Genomic DNA, 15782 nt, shown 5'->3' with positions numbered 1-15782 from the left:
GGCGGCCATTGTTTTCTCAGATCTATTATATGACCGTTCAGCCCCCGTCACGACGCAAAAAGGCCCCTCCGGCCTTCAGTTTAGCTTCTGAAGACCGGCAGGGCCCTTCTGTATTACTGAAGTTTCCCATCCTTCATCACACAGGTTCCATCTACAATGCAGGTGGGGCTTTTCATAATCAGGTCTATATGTACCGGCGTATCACAGGTTCCGCCATAAGACAGGTTGTTGCCAATGCCTATGTGCATGGTTCCAAGAACACCTTCATCCTCCAGCATCCGTCCGCTGAGCTTTCCGGCCGGATTCAGTCCAAATCCCACCTCCGCGGCCAGATACACCCTCTCGTCCCGGAAGCCTGCAAGCGTTTCACGAAGCAGACCTGCTTCCGCACCTCCCTCTATTGAGGTGATATATCCTTTCTCCACCTTTAAGGTGATCGGGTGCTCCAGGACTCCCAGGCCCGGCAGGGGAATGCTTCCGTCGATTACCAGAATGCCCTCCGCCGAATCGTCCGCAGGCCCCACGGCGCATTCTGCATCCGGGGGTGAAGAAGCCTCGCCCTTCTCTCTGGAAACTCCATAGCCGGTATCCGCATGGCGTCCCACAATAGACGTATGAAAATCTGTCCCCGCCGGGGTCATGATCGAAAGCTCTTTTCCCGTGATCCTGGTCTTCAGACTATCCACGATCCTGCGAACTTCCTCCCAGTCTGTAAACAGGCACCCTTCCTCCAGCATCTCCATGGAATAATCCGCCATATTGACGAACCTGGAGCCGCTCTCGCAAGCTTCAATCCTGGCAGTGCTGTTATATAATGAAAATGTTGTGGCTGAAAACATCACATCTGATTCCTTCATCGCTGCCGCAACGGCGTCCGTCGGGGCCTCGCCGTGAGTCGAACGGTCAGGCATACACACCAGGGTGGCATCGGTAAAAGCAGCCGCACATTCGTACATAGCTTCTCCGATAGCCTTGCTTGTATGATCAGTAATGACCAGGACCCGCTCTCCCTTTTTTACCGCTCCACAGGTATGCAGCAGAATCTCACAGCCTTTTCTCGCTTTTTCGCTCATCTTTACCTCCAAATATCTCGCAATATCTATGTTACTGTTCACTCAGCCAGTAACCAATCTATCACTGATTATAATTCACATAATTTGCTCCGATGAGGCGTTCGGCGCTGTTCTTCACATGCTTTTTCACAGCTTCATAGACTTCATCCTCATCCTGCTTCTCCAATGCATAAATGATCTCCAGATGTTCCCTGGTAGCATCCTCTATGATCGCAGCCTGCGTATCCTCATTGTCATACTCGGCCGCCCAGCGCAGCCGCAGAGAATGGGCTTTCATATTCTGCAACGTACTTTTTAAGAACCGGTTCTCCAGATAATCCACCAGCATTTCGTGAACCTCCAGATCGGAGTTCACATACTGCGCCATATCTTCGGGATGCTCCAACACTATGAAAAGCTTATTCTTTGCCTCTGCAATCTTTTCCGGGGGTATACTTTTCACTGACTCTTTTGCCGCGTAGGGTTCGAGAAGCGCGCGCATCTCCCATATATACTTGATATCCTCCTTCATTACCTCTGCCACGATCGCACCTTTTCTCGGAACGATCATGGTAAATCCATCCCGTTCCAGCATGTTCAGCGCTTCACGGATCGGCGCACGGCTGATATTCATTTCGGTTGACAGATCTTCTTCCCGCAGACGCGTTCCCGGCTTTAGCTCGCCATTAATAATTCTCTCCTTCAAATTATCGTAAACTAACTGTTTTAAAGACGGGCTCGAGCTAAAATCCATTGATGTCATATTACTACCCCCATTTACACACAATATAGGCGGAACCGCTGCATGGAATCCATGCAGCGTCTCTGTTCTCATTTTAGCATATTGTTTTGCTTACTTCAATGCCTTTGCCTTTTTCTTTTTTCTTCTCAGAGCCTTATCAGACAATATCCCCCATTGGGCTGACAGCATCGCCTTTATCTCTCTGGGCTTTTTGCCAAAGAGAGAAATGACGCCGTCCGGAAGGAATGCAAGTGTCAGTATTACGATTACACCATAGAGAATCATTCGCAGCTGATCGGTAGACCGCAGAAGCTCCGGAAGGAACGTCAGGATCACTGCGCCGACAATTCCACCTTCCAGGCTTCCAAGCCCTCCTACGATAGCCATGGACACCAGGATCAGTGACGGCTGCCAGCGGAACTGCTCGGGGCTGAGGTAGCCGATAAACGGTCCATATAAAACGCCGGCCAGTCCTGCAACTGCTGTCGCAATAACAAAAGCGATCATCTTATACTTCCTGGTATTGATACCGATCGACTGAGCCGCCTCCTCCGATTCCCGGATGGAAATGAAGAATCTTCCGAACTTCACCTTCACGATTCGTTTTAAAGCGAAATACACGATACATACGAAGGCCAGGCACAAGAAGAAATATGGCTGCAGATGTACAAAATTAACGGGGCCGACTGAAGGAGCCTTGATGCCTGTAATTCCAAAGGGGCCATTGGTCAGCCACTCCATATTCAGCAGCAAAACGTATATAATCTCTCCGAAGGTCTGTGTCACCAGCGCCAGATAAGAACCGCCCTTCAGCTTCAGCGTCGGAATAGATAAAATCCAGCCGAACACGCCGGCGATTACCATGGCCACAGGTATTGTGACCCAGAAAGAAATGCCGCACTTCGTCATGAGAATCGCAGATGTATAAGCGCCGATTCCCAAGAATGCCGACTGACCCAGATGGAGCTGCTTCGCATAACCGGAGATAATGACAATACCCATAACTGCAATGGCGTTAATCAGTGCATTAATTCCCACAAACACGAAATAGCTGTTAAAAGACAGGTAGATCATAATGGCCAGCACTACAACCAAAGCAATTAATTTTTTATGTTTTTTGATTCCGTTCATGTCATTCCCCCCTTAATGTTTTGTCTTTACGCGGCGGAAAATACCATAAGGGAAAAACGCCAATATGACAATACCCGCAACATATACAATCAGGTCCTTGTAAGCAGAAGAAATGTAGGTAGAAGCCAGTGATTCCGTCACTCCCACCAGCACGCCTCCCGCCACCGCACCGACAAAGTTGCCCAGTCCGCCAACTACCGCGGCGATAAAGGTTTTCAGGGCCAGGGAAGAGCCCAGCTCAATCGTCACTGAATACAGCGGGGATACCAGCATACCTGCAATACCTCCCAGCGCTGCGGTGATCGCGAAGGTCGCAGCCCTCGTGTTCAGCACCTTAATACCCATCAGGCTGGCTGTAGCCGGATCCTCAGACGCCAGGCGAAGCGACAGGCCGAATTTGGTCTTTGAGAAAAAGAGCTGCAAGATGACCAGGAACAGCACTGCAATCACAAAAATACATACATTATTAAAAGGAATGGACACGCCCGCAATCGACAGCTTTATATTCGGGAATACATTTGTCAAAGCTCTCGGCTGAGGCCCGAAGATCAGCTGGCAGATATTGCTGACCACCGTTGACAGCGATATGGATACCAGCATGAATGTCAGCGCCGAAGCCTTTCTGAACCGTTTGAAGATCAGTTTCTCCAACACAAACCCGTAGAACAGCATAAATACGATAACAATGGGCATTGCCGCCAAGAATGGAATATTACAGCTGAACACAACGGTATAAATGACGAAAGCGCCTATGGTAATCGTGTTGGAATGTGAGAAGTTCAAATATCCCAGAGCTTTATATACCATTGTAAATCCAAGGGCCGCCAAGCCATAAATCATGCCGATGGTGATTCCATTCACAATCTGTAAACTTAATAGTCCCATTTTCTCACCTCTTTCATGTTTTACAGCGGCTTTACGAGCTCGCCGTATAAATCAGGCCGTCTGTCGCGGAACACCGGCATCTGCGCCCTTTCCGTCAATAGCATGGACCGCTCCAGTGTGGCGTACAGGATCGTCTCCTCTTCTTCCGCTGTTGCGATCAGCTCGCCCAGAGGATCTGCAATCGCACTGTGCCCGAAAAATTCCATGCCGCTGTTTTCGCCTATGCGATTACAGGAAACTGCATAAAAACGGTTTTCAAACGCCCTCGTAGAGGTCAGCCTGTGAAGGATTCCCGGTTGATTTGAAAATCTCGGCATATTCCAGAGCATTACCAGAATCTCAGCCCCTTTCAGCGCGTACGTCCTGGTCAGCTCGGCAAACTGGTTATCATAACAGATTCCGATGCCGATTGTGCCGATTTCCGTATGAAACACATCCGTAGTGTTGGCAGGGATAAAATAATGCTTCTCATAGCCGGGAATATGTACCTTCCTGTGAACTCCCGCCACTTCTCCCTTTGGATCGATCAGCACTGCTGAATTATACAGAGTGGCCGGAATCTGCGGATGTGCTTCTGTCATTCCTGAAATGATATAGACATCGTACTTTCTGGCAATTTCTCCAAGCGCTTCCGTGAACTCGCCGGGAATCTTGTCAGCCCCCATCACATAATCGTGACCAAAGGCCTTATTCCTCTCCCGTATGTATCCAATGCTGCAAAGCTCCGGAAACACGACCAGATCTGCATTTTGCTCTTCCTTTGACCTCTTAACGGCGTTTTCTATATAATTCAAATTAGCTGCCATATCAAACAGAGTGATATCCATCTGGACCGCTGCTACAACTACTTTTTCTTTCATCGGCTTTTTATCCTCCATCTTCATTTACTGCCTCCCCGGGCCGCCATCTCTATAGCTGCTCCGGCGGATGCCCGCCGGAGCCGAAACTGCTGATTCCTGAACCGTTCAGTTGGTAGATGCAGAATCCAGGTATTCCCAGGTATTTCCCTCTACTGCCTGCACGATCATAACATCGCCGATGTACTCGCCGGTCTCAGGATCAATAGAGATATTCCCCTGCATTCCGTCGTAGTCCTTCGTATTCCTGATCGCTTCCTGAACCTTGGCTGCATCTGTAGTACCGGCAGCCTTTATCGCGTTCAGAAGAATCATTGTGGCGTCGTACGCACGCGCTGAGTTCTGGGAAGGAGCCTCTCCGAATTTCTCTTCATAACGTTTTACAAAATCCTGTACCTTTGGATCCGTGCTCGTTGAAGTAAACGGTACAGAATTAATGCAACCCACATAGGAACCGTCTGACAGAGAGAAGGTATCTTCATGGATGGTACCGGTCCCGCTGTAGAACTGGACATCCCAGTCTAAAGCTCTCGCCTGCTTCATGATCAGCGCGCCGGGGGTATACTGGCACCAGATAAACAGACAGTCGATGTTTTCACTCTTCAACTTGCTCAGCTGGGTCGTCATATCCTTATCCTCATTGGCAAAGGATTCGGAGGCTACTTCCAGACCTTTGGCTTCTGCGGCCGCTGTCAGAGATTTCAGGCCGCCCTGGCCGAAATCATCATTGGAATAAATAACGCCGATTTTCTTAGGTGTTCCCGTCGTCGTAATGTAATTGATCAGAGCGGAGCACTGCAGACCGTCCCCAGGGAAGGACCGGGAAATCCACTTGCATCCGGAGGTCAGAACTGTTTCTGCTGAAGAGCCAGGCGTGATCATCGGAATCTCATATTTATTGATTACTTCTAAGTCAGCCAGCGTACAGGCACTGTTATGGGCGCCGATAATAGCTACGACCTTATCCTGGTTAATCAGCTTTGTAACCGCTGACGCGGACTGAGAAGCGGATGAAGCGTCATCCTCTGAGAAAAGCTCCACTTTCTTACCGTCAATTCCACCTGCTGCGTTAAAATCTTCCACCGCAAGCTGTTTGCCTTCCAGTTCGTCTGTTCCGCCATTGGAGCTGTCACCGGTCAGCGGGCCTACGGCACCGATCCGGATTGTCCCGCTGTCACTGCCGCCACATCCGGCCAAAGACATTCCCATCGCAAGTGCTAAAACCAAACAACCTATCTTCCTCATTTTCGTCATACCAGTTCCTCCTCTACTGATTGATTATTCTATATACCCTCTCTTAGGGTTTATAGTGCATGGTTACTAGGCTCCCAGATATTTCTTCTGGACCTCGTCGCTGGCCAGAAGTTCTTCGCCCGTTCCTTCCATCGTCAGATGTCCTACTTCCAGCACATACGCATAATCTGCAATGCTGAGAGCCATTTCCGAATTCTGCTCCACGATGATGGACGGAAGTTCTGTCTCTTCATAAATTTTAACGACTGTATCGAATACGAAATCGATCAGATTCGGCGCCAGACCCATAGACGGTTCATCCAGCAACAGCAGCCGCGGATTTGACATCAGCGCCCGGCCAATAGCCAGCATCTGCTGCTCGCCTCCTGACAGCGTGCCGGCAAGCTGTTTACGCCTCTCTGAGAGCCTGGGGAAAAATTCATAGACCATCTCCACATTTTTCTGGATCTCCCCCTTATCCTTCAGGGTATAGGCTCCTGCCAGCAGGTTCTCATAGACGGAAACACTCTTGAATATCTTCCGCCCTTCCGGACAGACTGAGATACCCGTCTTGATAATCTCATGGGGCTGCAGATCAGTGATCTCCTTCCCCTCAAACACCACCTTGCCTGATGAAGCCGGAACCAGGCCGGACAGCACATTGATCAGAGATGATTTCCCGGCTCCGTTCGCCCCGATAATCGCGTAAATGCCTTTCTTCTCGATGTTAATCGTCACATCGTTCAGTGCCTGGATGACTCCGTAATGACAGCTTAAATGTTCAATGCTTAACATATTATTTCCCCCTTTTTTTGCCAAGATAGATGCTGATAACGTCTTCATTATTCTGGATCTCTGAAGGTGTGCCTTCTGCAATTACCTTACCGTAATTCAGCACTGTCAGCGTATCGCAAAGGGACATTACAAATTTCATATGGTGTTCAATTAAAAGGATGGTCTTTCCATTCTCCCGGAGCTTATGTACCAGATTAGCCGCTTCGTCGCTCTCCTGTTCATTCATGCCTGCCACAGGTTCATCCAGCAGCAGCAGCTTCGGATCTGTCGCAAGCGCCCGTGCGATCTCCAGAAGCCTTTGCTGGCCGTAGGGAAGGTTCGTAGCCTTAATCTCTTCTTTCCCGGCAAGCCCCACAAAATCCAGCAGCTCTCTTGCCCTGTCGTAGCATTGTTTTTCCTGATCCTTCAGTGCCTTTGTCTTAAATACCGCAGACGCGAGATTAGCAGTCTGATGGGTGCTGGCCGCAGTCACCACGTTTTCCAGCGCCGTCATCTCAGAGAACAGATTAATATTCTGGAAGGTCCGGCATAGTCCCGCTTTTGCCACTGCATTAGGCGTCTTTCCAGAAATCACCTGGCCGTCCATCTCTACCGTTCCCTTCGTAGGTGAATAGAATCCGGTGATGACATTGATCATCGTTGTCTTACCGGAACCGTTGGGACCGATCAGGCCTCTGATTTCTCCATCCTTTACTGTCATACTGACCTCGTTCAGTGCCACCAGGCCACCAAAGTGCATGGATACATTGTTCACAGCTAACATTCCGTTACCTCCCTGCTTATTGTATATAATCTATTGTCTACAAAAGACACTTTATAAAAAAGAGTTATAAAACTCTATCTTTTATAGCTCTTCCATTTAAAGTCATTCGTTGCAGCCCAGGCCTTTGTAAAATATATTAAAGATAACGCCAATATTTGTCAATACATTTCAAAAAAAATATAAAATAATCTAACAATCTTATGTCACACCCCTGGACTTAAAGCGGGCAAGCCCTTTTTTATACCTCGATCGTACAAAGAATCCGGCTTGCCGGACTCTCGCGCCGGAACGCGGTCGCCTCAGCGGCCATATTTCCTTAGCGCGGAGTGTGCAGCCCTTTCCTATGAAATAAAACCAAAAAGGCGCTGTTCTCCCATAGAAAACAGCGCCTTCGCCAAAATCTGCTATTGAGTGCAATTATAATGTCTTTTTTTTAGCCTGTCAACTGTTTTTTTCACTATATGCCATAATTAACCGCTCTGCCAGCTCACCTGCACGGATCAGCTCAGATACAGTTACCCGCTCATCAAGAGAATGGGCGTTGGCATTTCCCATCCCAAGGCTGATGCAGGGAATTCCATGAGCGGAGTAAATATTGCCGTCACATCCTTCCATAGTCAGGGACAGCCGGGGTTCGATTCCCATCTCCCGAAGCTGGGCACAGGCTATCTTAACCACATCATCATTTTCGTTATAGCAACAATTGCCATGCTGAATCTCATATCGGAACTTCAGCTCTGCCCCGGTTCCTTCAATGTGCGCTTCACAGTAGTCCTCAAAATACGCCAGGTAGTCCATCAGCTTCTGTTTGCTGACGCTCCTCGCCTCACAGCGGATCTGGACATAATTGCACACTGTCCCCGGCTCCTTCGGTCCGCCGTGGAACACTCCCAGATTTGAGGTGGATTCTTCATCCAGCCTGCCCTCCCGGATGCCTGCCAGCATATTGCAGGCTGCTTTGATCGCATTGACGCCCTTCTCCGGGCTGCCGCCATGGGCCCGCACTCCCAGGACCTCGATGTCTATCATCGCCTTGTAAGGCCGTTTGACATCAATCTGTCCGATAGGCCCTGTGCTGTCGAATACATAACTCATGTCTGATTTCAAAAGTGACGGATCCAAAAGCCGCGCGCCTAATATCCCGTCCTCTTCACAGATGGAAAGCACGATTTCCAGTTCCGAATGTTTTTTCCCGCTGGCCTTTACCCTGCGCAGCCCATCCAGAATCACAGCCAGGCCCGATACGTTATCAGCGCCCAGTATAGTGGTACCGTCAGAAACAATCTCTCCCTCTTCAGTGATGGAAGGCTTGATATGATACCCGTTGCTGACTCTGTCCATATGAGCGGACAGCATCAGGCAGCCTGGCAGCTCTCCGGGCAGCCTGGCAATCAAATTGCCTGTATTGCCCCCTGCCCGCTCCCCGGCGTCATCCTCAAACACCGAACAGCCCAGCTCTTCCAGTTTCTTCGTCAAATAATCTGCTACGGCCCTCTCATCCCTGGAAGCACCGCCTAACTTTACCATCTCTAAGAATTCTTCGATTATTTTTTCCATACAGACCCCTTTCTCCTATGGGTTCTTACACCAGTTCTCCCAGAGCCTTCTCCATCCTGTCCAATCCTTCCCTGATTTTATCCAGGGAATTTGTATATGCGATCCTCACGCACTTCGGAGCGTTAAAAGCCCCTCCCGGTACGATAGCCACATGAGCTTTTTCCAGTATATAGCTGCAGAATCCGAAGGAATCCTCCAGCTTCTTGCCGTCAAAGGATTTGTCAAAATAATAGCTGATATCGGGCAGCAGATAAAATGCGCCGTCCACGTTGGCACAGCTGATCCCTTTCATGGCCGAGAGCCGTTCATACGTATAATCCTTCCGTTTCGCGTATTCTCCCACCATCTCCCTGACTGTATCATCATTATGTTCCAGTGCCTCCAGCGCCGCCCACTGTACAAAGGTGCAGCTGTTGGACGTGGTATGCCCCTGGATTGCGCTGATTCCCGCCGCTACCGCAGCAGGCGCCGCCGTATATCCGCATCTCCAGCCAGTCATGGCAAAAGCTTTGGACATGCCGTTGATAATAATGCTGTGCTCATAGGCCGCATCTGAAAATGAAGCTACACATTCATGGACCCTGCCGTTATAGATCAGCTTTTCATAGACTTCATCGGAAATGATATAAAAGTCATTCCGAACTGCGAGCTCTGCCAGAGCTTCCAGGCTCTCCCGGCTGTAAACAGCCCCCGTCGGGTTGTTGGGCGTATTGATCAAAACCGCCGCGGTCCTGGGCGTGACAGCCTTTTCTATCGCAGCCAGATCCAGCTGGAAATTCTCATCCGTATCCACACATACGGGCACTCCGCCCACCAGCTTGACAATTTCTACATAGCTCACCCATCCAGGCATGGGAATAATCACCTCGTCACCTGGATTCACAACAGCCATCACCGCATTATTCAGCGCCTGTTTCGCTCCCGTTGACACACAGATCTGTTCCGGCGCATATTCCACATGATTGTCCTTCTTCAGCTTCCTGCAAATAGCGCGGCGAAGCTCAGCAATTCCCGGAACATTAATGTATCTGGTCTTTCCCTCATCCAGGGCCTTTTTACAGGCATTCCGGATGTTTTCCGGAGTGTCAAAATCCGGTTCTCCGGCGTTCAGGCCGATCACATCCACGCCCGCCGCTTTCATATCGGCTACAACTCCCTCCAGCTCACATGTAGCAGACGGAGTGATATTCTGCACGATTTTGCTTAACATGACAATCCTCCTTTATCCGTTTCTTTAATAACCGCCTGGTTTCTGATCTTCGCCCCCACAAACCGCACAGCTGCCTCAGCCAGCACAAGGGTGGGATCAATGTTCGGCCTGTCAATGTGGAACAGCTCAAAAGCCACCGGAAGCTCCGTACACCCGAGCACCAGCACCTCCGCCCCTTTTGCAAACAGGTCATCCATCGTATAGTAAAAGCCGTTCAGATCAATGGACAGATTTCCAGCCTTCACACCCTTGTAGATAACATCCATAACAGCCCGCTGGTTTTCTCCGGAAGGTACACACATTTCTACCCCTGCAGCATCAAACGCCGTCTTATAGACTCCTGACCTGCAAGTGCCGTCAGTCGCCAGAAGCCCCGCTTTTTTAATTCCCCTACACTTCAACTCCCTGGCCGTTTCCCTGATCATGTGGAGGAAAGGGATATCCACATAGGGCGTAATGCGGTCATAGAAAAAATGAGCTGTGTTACAGGGCATGATGAGTACGTCGGAGCCCATTCCCTGGAGGCGCACGGCGCTTTTCACAATTTCCGGAACAGGATCTTTGCCTCCGTTCAGGATAGCTTCCGTCCTGTCCGCAATCTCCGTATTATTGTCGATGCAGACACGGACATGCTCCTGATCGCACCCCGCATCGGTTGTGTCTATAATTTTCCTGAACAGGTCACAGGTTGCCAGCGGCCCCATGCCCCCTATGATACCAATGGTTTTTTTCATACTACCGCTTCCTTATCTTTTCAGTCATTCCACGTGAATAACGAAATCAGGGCAGGATGTCTCACACTGGCCGCAGCTTATGCAGTCTTCTTCTCTGACTGCTTCCACATAGTTATATCCTTTCTTATTCACATGATGAGTGATCTCAAACACGTTCTTCGGACAGATATTCATGCAGATTTTACAGCTTTTGCAAAGCTCCTTATCAATATATACCGCCATGGTAAATTCCTCACTTTCCATTTTCACACAATCAAAGACCGGATGGTCTCAACCATTTCAACAGGATTCTTCACCACATGAACGCCTGCATCCTGAAGCGCCGCGATCTTTGTCTTGGCGGTTCCCACATTGCCGCTCACAATAGCGCCCGCATGGCCCAGACTCTTGCCCTGAGGCGCATTCCTGCCCACAATCAGGGAAACCACCGGCTTCTTCACATGCTCTTTGATATAGGCTGCCGCCTCTTCCTCTGAACCGCCTCCGATCTCACCCAGCAGCACGATGACATCGGTGTCCGGATCTTCTTCATAAAGGGCTACGGCGTCTCTCTGGGTAAATCCCCAGATCGGGCCGCCGCCGATGGCAACCACGCCGGACTGGCCGATTCCAGCGTCTGTCAGCGTCTTTCCGATCTCATAGGACAGTGCTCCGCTCTTGGAGACTACGCCCACACGGCCCTTTGTGAAAAAACGGATCGGATGAGCGCCCACTTTGCACACGCCTGGAATGATCACACCTGCACAGCCCGGTCCCACCAGGACCGTATCATGTGCTTTTGCATAGGCAATGATCTCCACCACATCATGGAGAGCAATCTCCTCTGTGGTCAGCACCAGCACCTTAATGCCTGCATCAATCGCCTCAAAACAGGCGTCCTTCGCTCCTGCCGGCGGCACAAAACAGATCACTGTATCAAACTCATGTTCCGCCTTCGCCTCGGATATGTAATCATAGACAGGTACACCATAGACCTCCTGCCCGCTCTTTCCCGGCGTGACCCCAGCCACAATGTTGGTGCCCGCCTCCAGCATTACCTTGGTCTGCAGAGAACCGGATTTGCCCGTAATCGCCTGTACAAGAACCTTGGAATCCTTATTAATCAGGATTGACATTTCTCTGCACCTCCTTCAACCTGTTCTACAAACTCTTTTACCGTGTCCGTCAGGATGCTATAGGTAGGCATACCCGCTTTTTTCATAGTTTCAAGCCCCACTTCTTCCATTGTGCCGCACATCCTGGTGAATATGGGGATTTTCACATCGTGCTCTTCTACGTATCTGGTGATGCCGCAGGCCATATTGTCCATGCGGTTAAATCCGCCGATCAGCACAATAATCACGCCTTTCACCTCCGGATGCCCGGTCAGTGTCAGATCCATGGCCCGGTACATGACCTCTGCTGAGGTCATCCCGCCCAGTTCACAGAAGCTGGCCACATGGCCGCCCGCATCATTCAACAAGTCCAGAGTCAGCATGCCGGTTCCGGCCCCGTCTGAAATCAGGCCGAGATCGCCGTCCAGCGGTACATAGGTGATAGTAGTGGCTTCCTTCTCAGGCGCTTTATACGCATGAAGATTCTGGCGTCCTGATTCCAGCTCTTCCATTTTTGCCCGCATATGGCGGGCGTTGCCGTCGATGACAAATTTAGAATCCATGGCCACCAGCTTTCCGTCCACCAGCCCCAGGGGATTGATTTCCACCAGAAGGGCGCCCGCCTGGAAAAATGCATGCTGTACCTTCTGTACCATGGAACACAGATCCTTCTCGTCTTCTACCCGAAGCCTTTTTGCCAGATACTTCAACTGATATCCCTTCAGGCCCGTAAAGGGATCGATTTCCATCCGGATAATTTCCTCCGGATTCTCACGGGATACCGCCTCAATGTCCATGCCTCCCATCCGGCTGGCGATCAAAGTCGGCTTCGCCACTCCCTGCAGGGTGATGGACAGATACAGCTCTTTTTCTGCCTTCATCATTTGTTCGGCCAGAAGGCCGTGTACCTTGTGCCCCTTAATCTCCATGTTCAAAATATCATGGGAATATTTCCTGTAGTCCGCCTCGTCCCGGCAGACCTTGACTCCGCCTGCTTTCCCCCGGCCCCCTGTCATCACCTGGGCTTTCAGCACGAACGGATAAGCCATGGGCGCAGGCTCATTTTCACAGGTAATCAGATGACTCTCCGGTACGGGAATCCCATAGTCCCGCATCAGCTGTTTCCCTTCATATTCAAATAAGTTCATGGCTTCTCCTTACTTATAGTACAGATTGTGCTCTTTCGCATAGGCAGCGCCCATCTCAACAGCCTTGAAGTTCAGTTCTACAAATCTGGGATTTACATTATCTTTGATCACGTCCAACAGGTCCTGCTGCTCTGTGAGCCCAAGAGCCTCTCCCAGGAAACCGAGCATCACCATGTTGGCCGCCATACGGTTGCCCAGGTCTACGGCGATCTGCGTAGCCGGCACTTCCAGCGTATGGGCGACCGGGTGTGTGAGGTTAGTCACCAGATCCGGATCAATTACCAGCACCCCGTCCTCTTCCAGGGTGGGGATATATTTCTCATAGGCCGTCTGGAACATGGCAACCAGAAGATTCTTCTTCTCTGCCACCGGAGAATTGATGGCCTTTTTATCGATAATCAACTCCGCCTGGCACTGGCCGCCGCGGGCCTCGGAACCATAGGACTGAGTCTGTACTGCATATAAATTCCCCTTTGTAACGGCCGCGGTTCCCAAAATGACCGCCGACAGAATAATTCCCTGCCCGCCAAAGCCGCACAAAGTAATTCTCTGAGGATATGTAACCATTATCTCGCCTCCTTATATCAAATCGTTAGTGCCCTCATAGATGGGCTTGTCAACACGAATGTACTCTCCGCAGCGAAGCTTTCCTTCCAGCTCTTCGGGAGCCATCTTCTTTGCCTGCGCGTCGGTATAGGTGTTCTCTTTGATCCATTTGATCACCGCATTCGGATCACCGGTCTTTAATGCATACCGCCCGAAATGAGTGGGACACTGTGACACGATCTCAATCAGCGAGAAGCCCTTATGAGTCAGAGCGCGCTCCAGGGCCTTCTTACACTGGGCCGGCTGTGCGGTAGTCCAGCGTTCCACATGGGTTCCGCCTGCCGCCTGAGTCAAAGCACATACGTCAAACCTGGGTTCCGCGCTTCCGTAAGGAGTCGTCATGGTCTTGGCGTTCTCCGGGGTGGTCGGCGCCACCTGGCCGCCGGTCATGGCAAAGTTCATGTTATTGACCATCACTACGGTCACATCCAGATTTCTTCTCGCCGCATGGATTAAGTGGTTGCCGCCGATCGAAGCGATATCGCCGTCGCCCGCGAATATAACCACCGGCACATCTGGCTTCATCATCTTCACACCGGTTGCCCAGGCCAGGGTTCTGCCGTGGACGCCATGGAACATGTCTGTTTTAATATATACGGGAATTCTGGCCGTACAGCCCACGCCGGCAACGTGAACCATTTTCCGGGGGTCCATGTCCAGCTCTTCCAGAGCCTGCATATAATAATTAAGTACCTGCCCGCAGCCACAGCCGGAGCAGAAAAAGTGCGGAAGCTTTTCTGGCCTTAAATATTTTCTTCTGGGATTGACTTTCAGCTCGCTCATTTTACTTAACCCCCTTTTTGATCTCATTTAAAATCTCATAACCGGTATGTACCAGACCCAAATTCTTGGTCACAGGGATTACCTCACACCGCCCCGCGGCAACTCTTGCAATTTCATTCACATACTTGCCCATGTTCATTTCAACTGCAAAAATCTTGGAAACATTCTTCGACACTTCTGCGATGGCTTTCTCCGGAACCGGCCATACGTTGCAGAGCTTTAATACTCCTACCTTAATACCGCATTCTCTGGCTTTCTCAGCCGCTTCTATGGAAGGACGGACTTCACTGCCATATGCTACAATCGCGTATTCAGCATCATCCATCATGAAGGTCTCGGTTCGGCAGATCTTATCAGCGTTCTCACGTACCTTGCCGCAGATCCTCTTATACAGACGTTCAAACACTTCCGGGTCCCAGTCGATGCTTCCTTTCTCATCATGGGGATTCAGGGAATAAATCGTATGATAGCCCTCGCCCAGAGGCGCGAAATTAGGACAGCCAAACTCAGGAGCAGCAAAGGGCAGATATTCCTCCGGCGGCAGCGAGGTATAATTCCTATTATAAAGGTCAATCTGGGAAGCTTCAGGAATATCCAGCCGTTCACGCATCAGGGCAATCGTCGTCTCTGACATGACAATAACAGGATTCCTGTATTCTTCTGCCAGGTTAAACGCCCAGATCATATAATCGTAAAGCTCCTGTACCGACGAAGGACATACGACAATCGCTTCATAATCGCCGCTGGCCCCATACCTCATCTGGTAGACGTCCGCCTGGCTGGCATAGTTCTCGCCGCGGCATCTCTGCACATCCGCCACAACCAGCGGCGCTTCGATCGTGTACGCGTAGCCCAGCCCCTCCTGCATATAATTATAGCCGGCGCTGGCGGTAGCTGTCATAACCTTGCCTCCTGCCAGGGATGCGGCTGTACACGCAAAAATAGAAAACAGCTCGTCTTCCCCCTGCACGAACTTGCCTCCCACCTCCGGCAGCCTCTGAGACATTCTCTCCGAAATCTCATTGGCAGGCGTAATGGGATAGCCACCGAAGAAATTACAGCCGGCGCTGATGGCGCCTTCCACCAGTGCGTAATTCCCCAGCATAAAATGCACTCCGGTCTGCACACGGTCTTTTGATGCTTTTACAATTGGCATATTGATTCTCCTTTCTTGCTAATAGGAACAGATAGT

General features: G+C 50.5%; 17 protein-coding genes. All 17 read right to left on the bottom strand.

The window, feature by feature from the left end:
- Nucleotides 1–113 precede the first annotated feature (113 nt).
- Nucleotides 114–1073, bottom strand: coding sequence for an aminopeptidase (locus H9Q79_RS03410; protein ID WP_118645919.1), 960 nt, complete (start codon nt 1071–1073; stop codon nt 114–116).
- A 61-nt stretch (nt 1074–1134) separates the two neighbouring features.
- On the bottom strand, nt 1135–1815 hold the full coding sequence (locus H9Q79_RS03405) for a GntR family transcriptional regulator (protein WP_249329194.1): 681 nt from the start codon (nt 1813–1815) through the stop codon (nt 1135–1137).
- 90 nt (nt 1816–1905) lie between these two features.
- Nucleotides 1906–2925 (bottom strand): branched-chain amino acid ABC transporter permease, encoded by a 1020-nt coding sequence (locus H9Q79_RS03400; protein ID WP_118645923.1) that lies wholly within the window; start codon nt 2923–2925, stop codon nt 1906–1908.
- A gap of 12 nt (nt 2926–2937) precedes the next feature.
- The gene (locus tag H9Q79_RS03395) at nt 2938–3810 is read right to left on the bottom strand and encodes a branched-chain amino acid ABC transporter permease (protein ID WP_118645925.1); all 873 of its coding nucleotides are present in this window, start codon (nt 3808–3810) and stop codon (nt 2938–2940) included.
- A 20-nt stretch (nt 3811–3830) separates the two neighbouring features.
- Complete coding sequence (locus tag H9Q79_RS03390; RefSeq protein ID WP_118645927.1) at nt 3831–4694, bottom strand: carbon-nitrogen hydrolase family protein; 864 nt, start codon at nt 4692–4694, stop codon at nt 3831–3833.
- An 81-nt stretch (nt 4695–4775) separates the two neighbouring features.
- Nucleotides 4776–5921, bottom strand: coding sequence for an ABC transporter substrate-binding protein (locus H9Q79_RS03385; RefSeq protein WP_249329193.1), 1146 nt, complete (start codon nt 5919–5921; stop codon nt 4776–4778).
- Nucleotides 5922–5987: 66 nt separating this feature from the next.
- Complete coding sequence (locus H9Q79_RS03380) at nt 5988–6695, bottom strand: ABC transporter ATP-binding protein (protein ID WP_118645931.1); 708 nt, start codon at nt 6693–6695, stop codon at nt 5988–5990.
- A 1-nt stretch (nt 6696) separates the two neighbouring features.
- Complete coding sequence (locus H9Q79_RS03375; protein WP_118645933.1) at nt 6697–7458, bottom strand: ABC transporter ATP-binding protein; 762 nt, start codon at nt 7456–7458, stop codon at nt 6697–6699.
- A gap of 441 nt (nt 7459–7899) precedes the next feature.
- A complete protein-coding gene (locus H9Q79_RS03370; protein ID WP_118645935.1) occupies nt 7900–9015 on the bottom strand; it encodes a M20/M25/M40 family metallo-hydrolase in 1116 nt (371 codons plus the stop codon).
- Nucleotides 9016–9040: 25 nt separating this feature from the next.
- Complete coding sequence (locus H9Q79_RS03365; RefSeq protein ID WP_249329192.1) at nt 9041–10225, bottom strand: pyridoxal phosphate-dependent aminotransferase; 1185 nt, start codon at nt 10223–10225, stop codon at nt 9041–9043.
- Entirely contained in the window at nt 10219–10959 is a 741-nt protein-coding gene (gene cuyB, locus H9Q79_RS03360) for a cysteate racemase (protein WP_118645937.1), read from the bottom strand. Before cuyB ends, H9Q79_RS03365 begins: the two co-directional genes overlap by 7 nt.
- A gap of 24 nt (nt 10960–10983) precedes the next feature.
- Nucleotides 10984–11181 carry a 4Fe-4S binding protein gene (locus H9Q79_RS03355; RefSeq protein WP_118645999.1) on the bottom strand — a complete coding sequence of 66 codons (198 nt, stop codon included), beginning with the start codon at nt 11179–11181 and terminating at the stop codon, nt 10984–10986.
- A gap of 23 nt (nt 11182–11204) precedes the next feature.
- Nucleotides 11205–12074, bottom strand: a complete 870-nt coding sequence (sucD, locus tag H9Q79_RS03350; protein ID WP_249329191.1) for a succinate--CoA ligase subunit alpha — start codon at nt 12072–12074, stop codon at nt 11205–11207.
- A complete protein-coding gene (locus H9Q79_RS03345) occupies nt 12062–13201 on the bottom strand; it encodes an ATP-grasp domain-containing protein (RefSeq protein ID WP_249329190.1) in 1140 nt (379 codons plus the stop codon). Before H9Q79_RS03345 ends, sucD begins: the two co-directional genes overlap by 13 nt.
- A 9-nt stretch (nt 13202–13210) precedes the next feature.
- Nucleotides 13211–13768, bottom strand: a complete 558-nt coding sequence (locus tag H9Q79_RS03340; RefSeq protein WP_118645945.1) for a 2-oxoacid:acceptor oxidoreductase family protein — start codon at nt 13766–13768, stop codon at nt 13211–13213.
- A gap of 12 nt (nt 13769–13780) precedes the next feature.
- Nucleotides 13781–14590, bottom strand: coding sequence for a thiamine pyrophosphate-dependent enzyme (locus tag H9Q79_RS03335; RefSeq protein ID WP_118645947.1), 810 nt, complete (start codon nt 14588–14590; stop codon nt 13781–13783).
- A 1-nt stretch (nt 14591) separates the two neighbouring features.
- A complete protein-coding gene (locus tag H9Q79_RS03330) occupies nt 14592–15746 on the bottom strand; it encodes a transketolase C-terminal domain-containing protein (protein ID WP_249329189.1) in 1155 nt (384 codons plus the stop codon).
- Nucleotides 15747–15782: the final 36 nt, after the last annotated feature.

Source organism: Wansuia hejianensis, from assembly GCF_014337215.1.
Taxonomy (GTDB): Bacteria; Bacillota; Clostridia; order Lachnospirales; family Lachnospiraceae; genus Scatomonas; species Scatomonas hejianensis.
This window is presented reverse-complemented; position numbering and strand designations above follow the sequence as displayed.

Bases quoted from the DNA above. Each gene is read 5' to 3' on its own strand.
- sucD (WP_249329191.1), bottom strand. From the start codon at position 12,074: ATGTCAATCCTGATTAATAAGGATTCCAAGGTTCTTGTACAGGCGATT.
- cuyB (WP_118645937.1), bottom strand. From the start codon at position 10,959: ATGAAAAAAACCATTGGTATCATAGGGGGCATGGGGCCGCTGGCAACC.
- H9Q79_RS03370 (WP_118645935.1), bottom strand. From the start codon at position 9,015: ATGGAAAAAATAATCGAAGAATTCTTAGAGATGGTAAAGTTAGGCGGT.
- H9Q79_RS03340 (WP_118645945.1), bottom strand. From the start codon at position 13,768: ATGGTTACATATCCTCAGAGAATTACTTTGTGCGGCTTTGGCGGGCAG.
- H9Q79_RS03395 (WP_118645925.1), bottom strand. From the start codon at position 3,810: ATGGGACTATTAAGTTTACAGATTGTGAATGGAATCACCATCGGCATG.
- H9Q79_RS03335 (WP_118645947.1), bottom strand. From the start codon at position 14,590: ATGAGCGAGCTGAAAGTCAATCCCAGAAGAAAATATTTAAGGCCAGAA.
- H9Q79_RS03365 (WP_249329192.1), bottom strand. From the start codon at position 10,225: ATGTTAAGCAAAATCGTGCAGAATATCACTCCGTCTGCTACATGTGAG.
- H9Q79_RS03330 (WP_249329189.1), bottom strand. From the start codon at position 15,746: ATGCCAATTGTAAAAGCATCAAAAGACCGTGTGCAGACCGGAGTGCAT.
- H9Q79_RS03405 (WP_249329194.1), bottom strand. From the start codon at position 1,815: ATGACATCAATGGATTTTAGCTCGAGCCCGTCTTTAAAACAGTTAGTT.
- H9Q79_RS03355 (WP_118645999.1), bottom strand. From the start codon at position 11,181: ATGGCGGTATATATTGATAAGGAGCTTTGCAAAAGCTGTAAAATCTGC.
- H9Q79_RS03390 (WP_118645927.1), bottom strand. From the start codon at position 4,694: ATGAAGATGGAGGATAAAAAGCCGATGAAAGAAAAAGTAGTTGTAGCA.
- H9Q79_RS03385 (WP_249329193.1), bottom strand. From the start codon at position 5,921: ATGACGAAAATGAGGAAGATAGGTTGTTTGGTTTTAGCACTTGCGATG.
- H9Q79_RS03380 (WP_118645931.1), bottom strand. From the start codon at position 6,695: ATGTTAAGCATTGAACATTTAAGCTGTCATTACGGAGTCATCCAGGCA.
- H9Q79_RS03375 (WP_118645933.1), bottom strand. From the start codon at position 7,458: ATGTTAGCTGTGAACAATGTATCCATGCACTTTGGTGGCCTGGTGGCA.
- H9Q79_RS03345 (WP_249329190.1), bottom strand. From the start codon at position 13,201: ATGAACTTATTTGAATATGAAGGGAAACAGCTGATGCGGGACTATGGG.
- H9Q79_RS03400 (WP_118645923.1), bottom strand. From the start codon at position 2,925: ATGAACGGAATCAAAAAACATAAAAAATTAATTGCTTTGGTTGTAGTG.
- H9Q79_RS03410 (WP_118645919.1), bottom strand. From the start codon at position 1,073: ATGAGCGAAAAAGCGAGAAAAGGCTGTGAGATTCTGCTGCATACCTGT.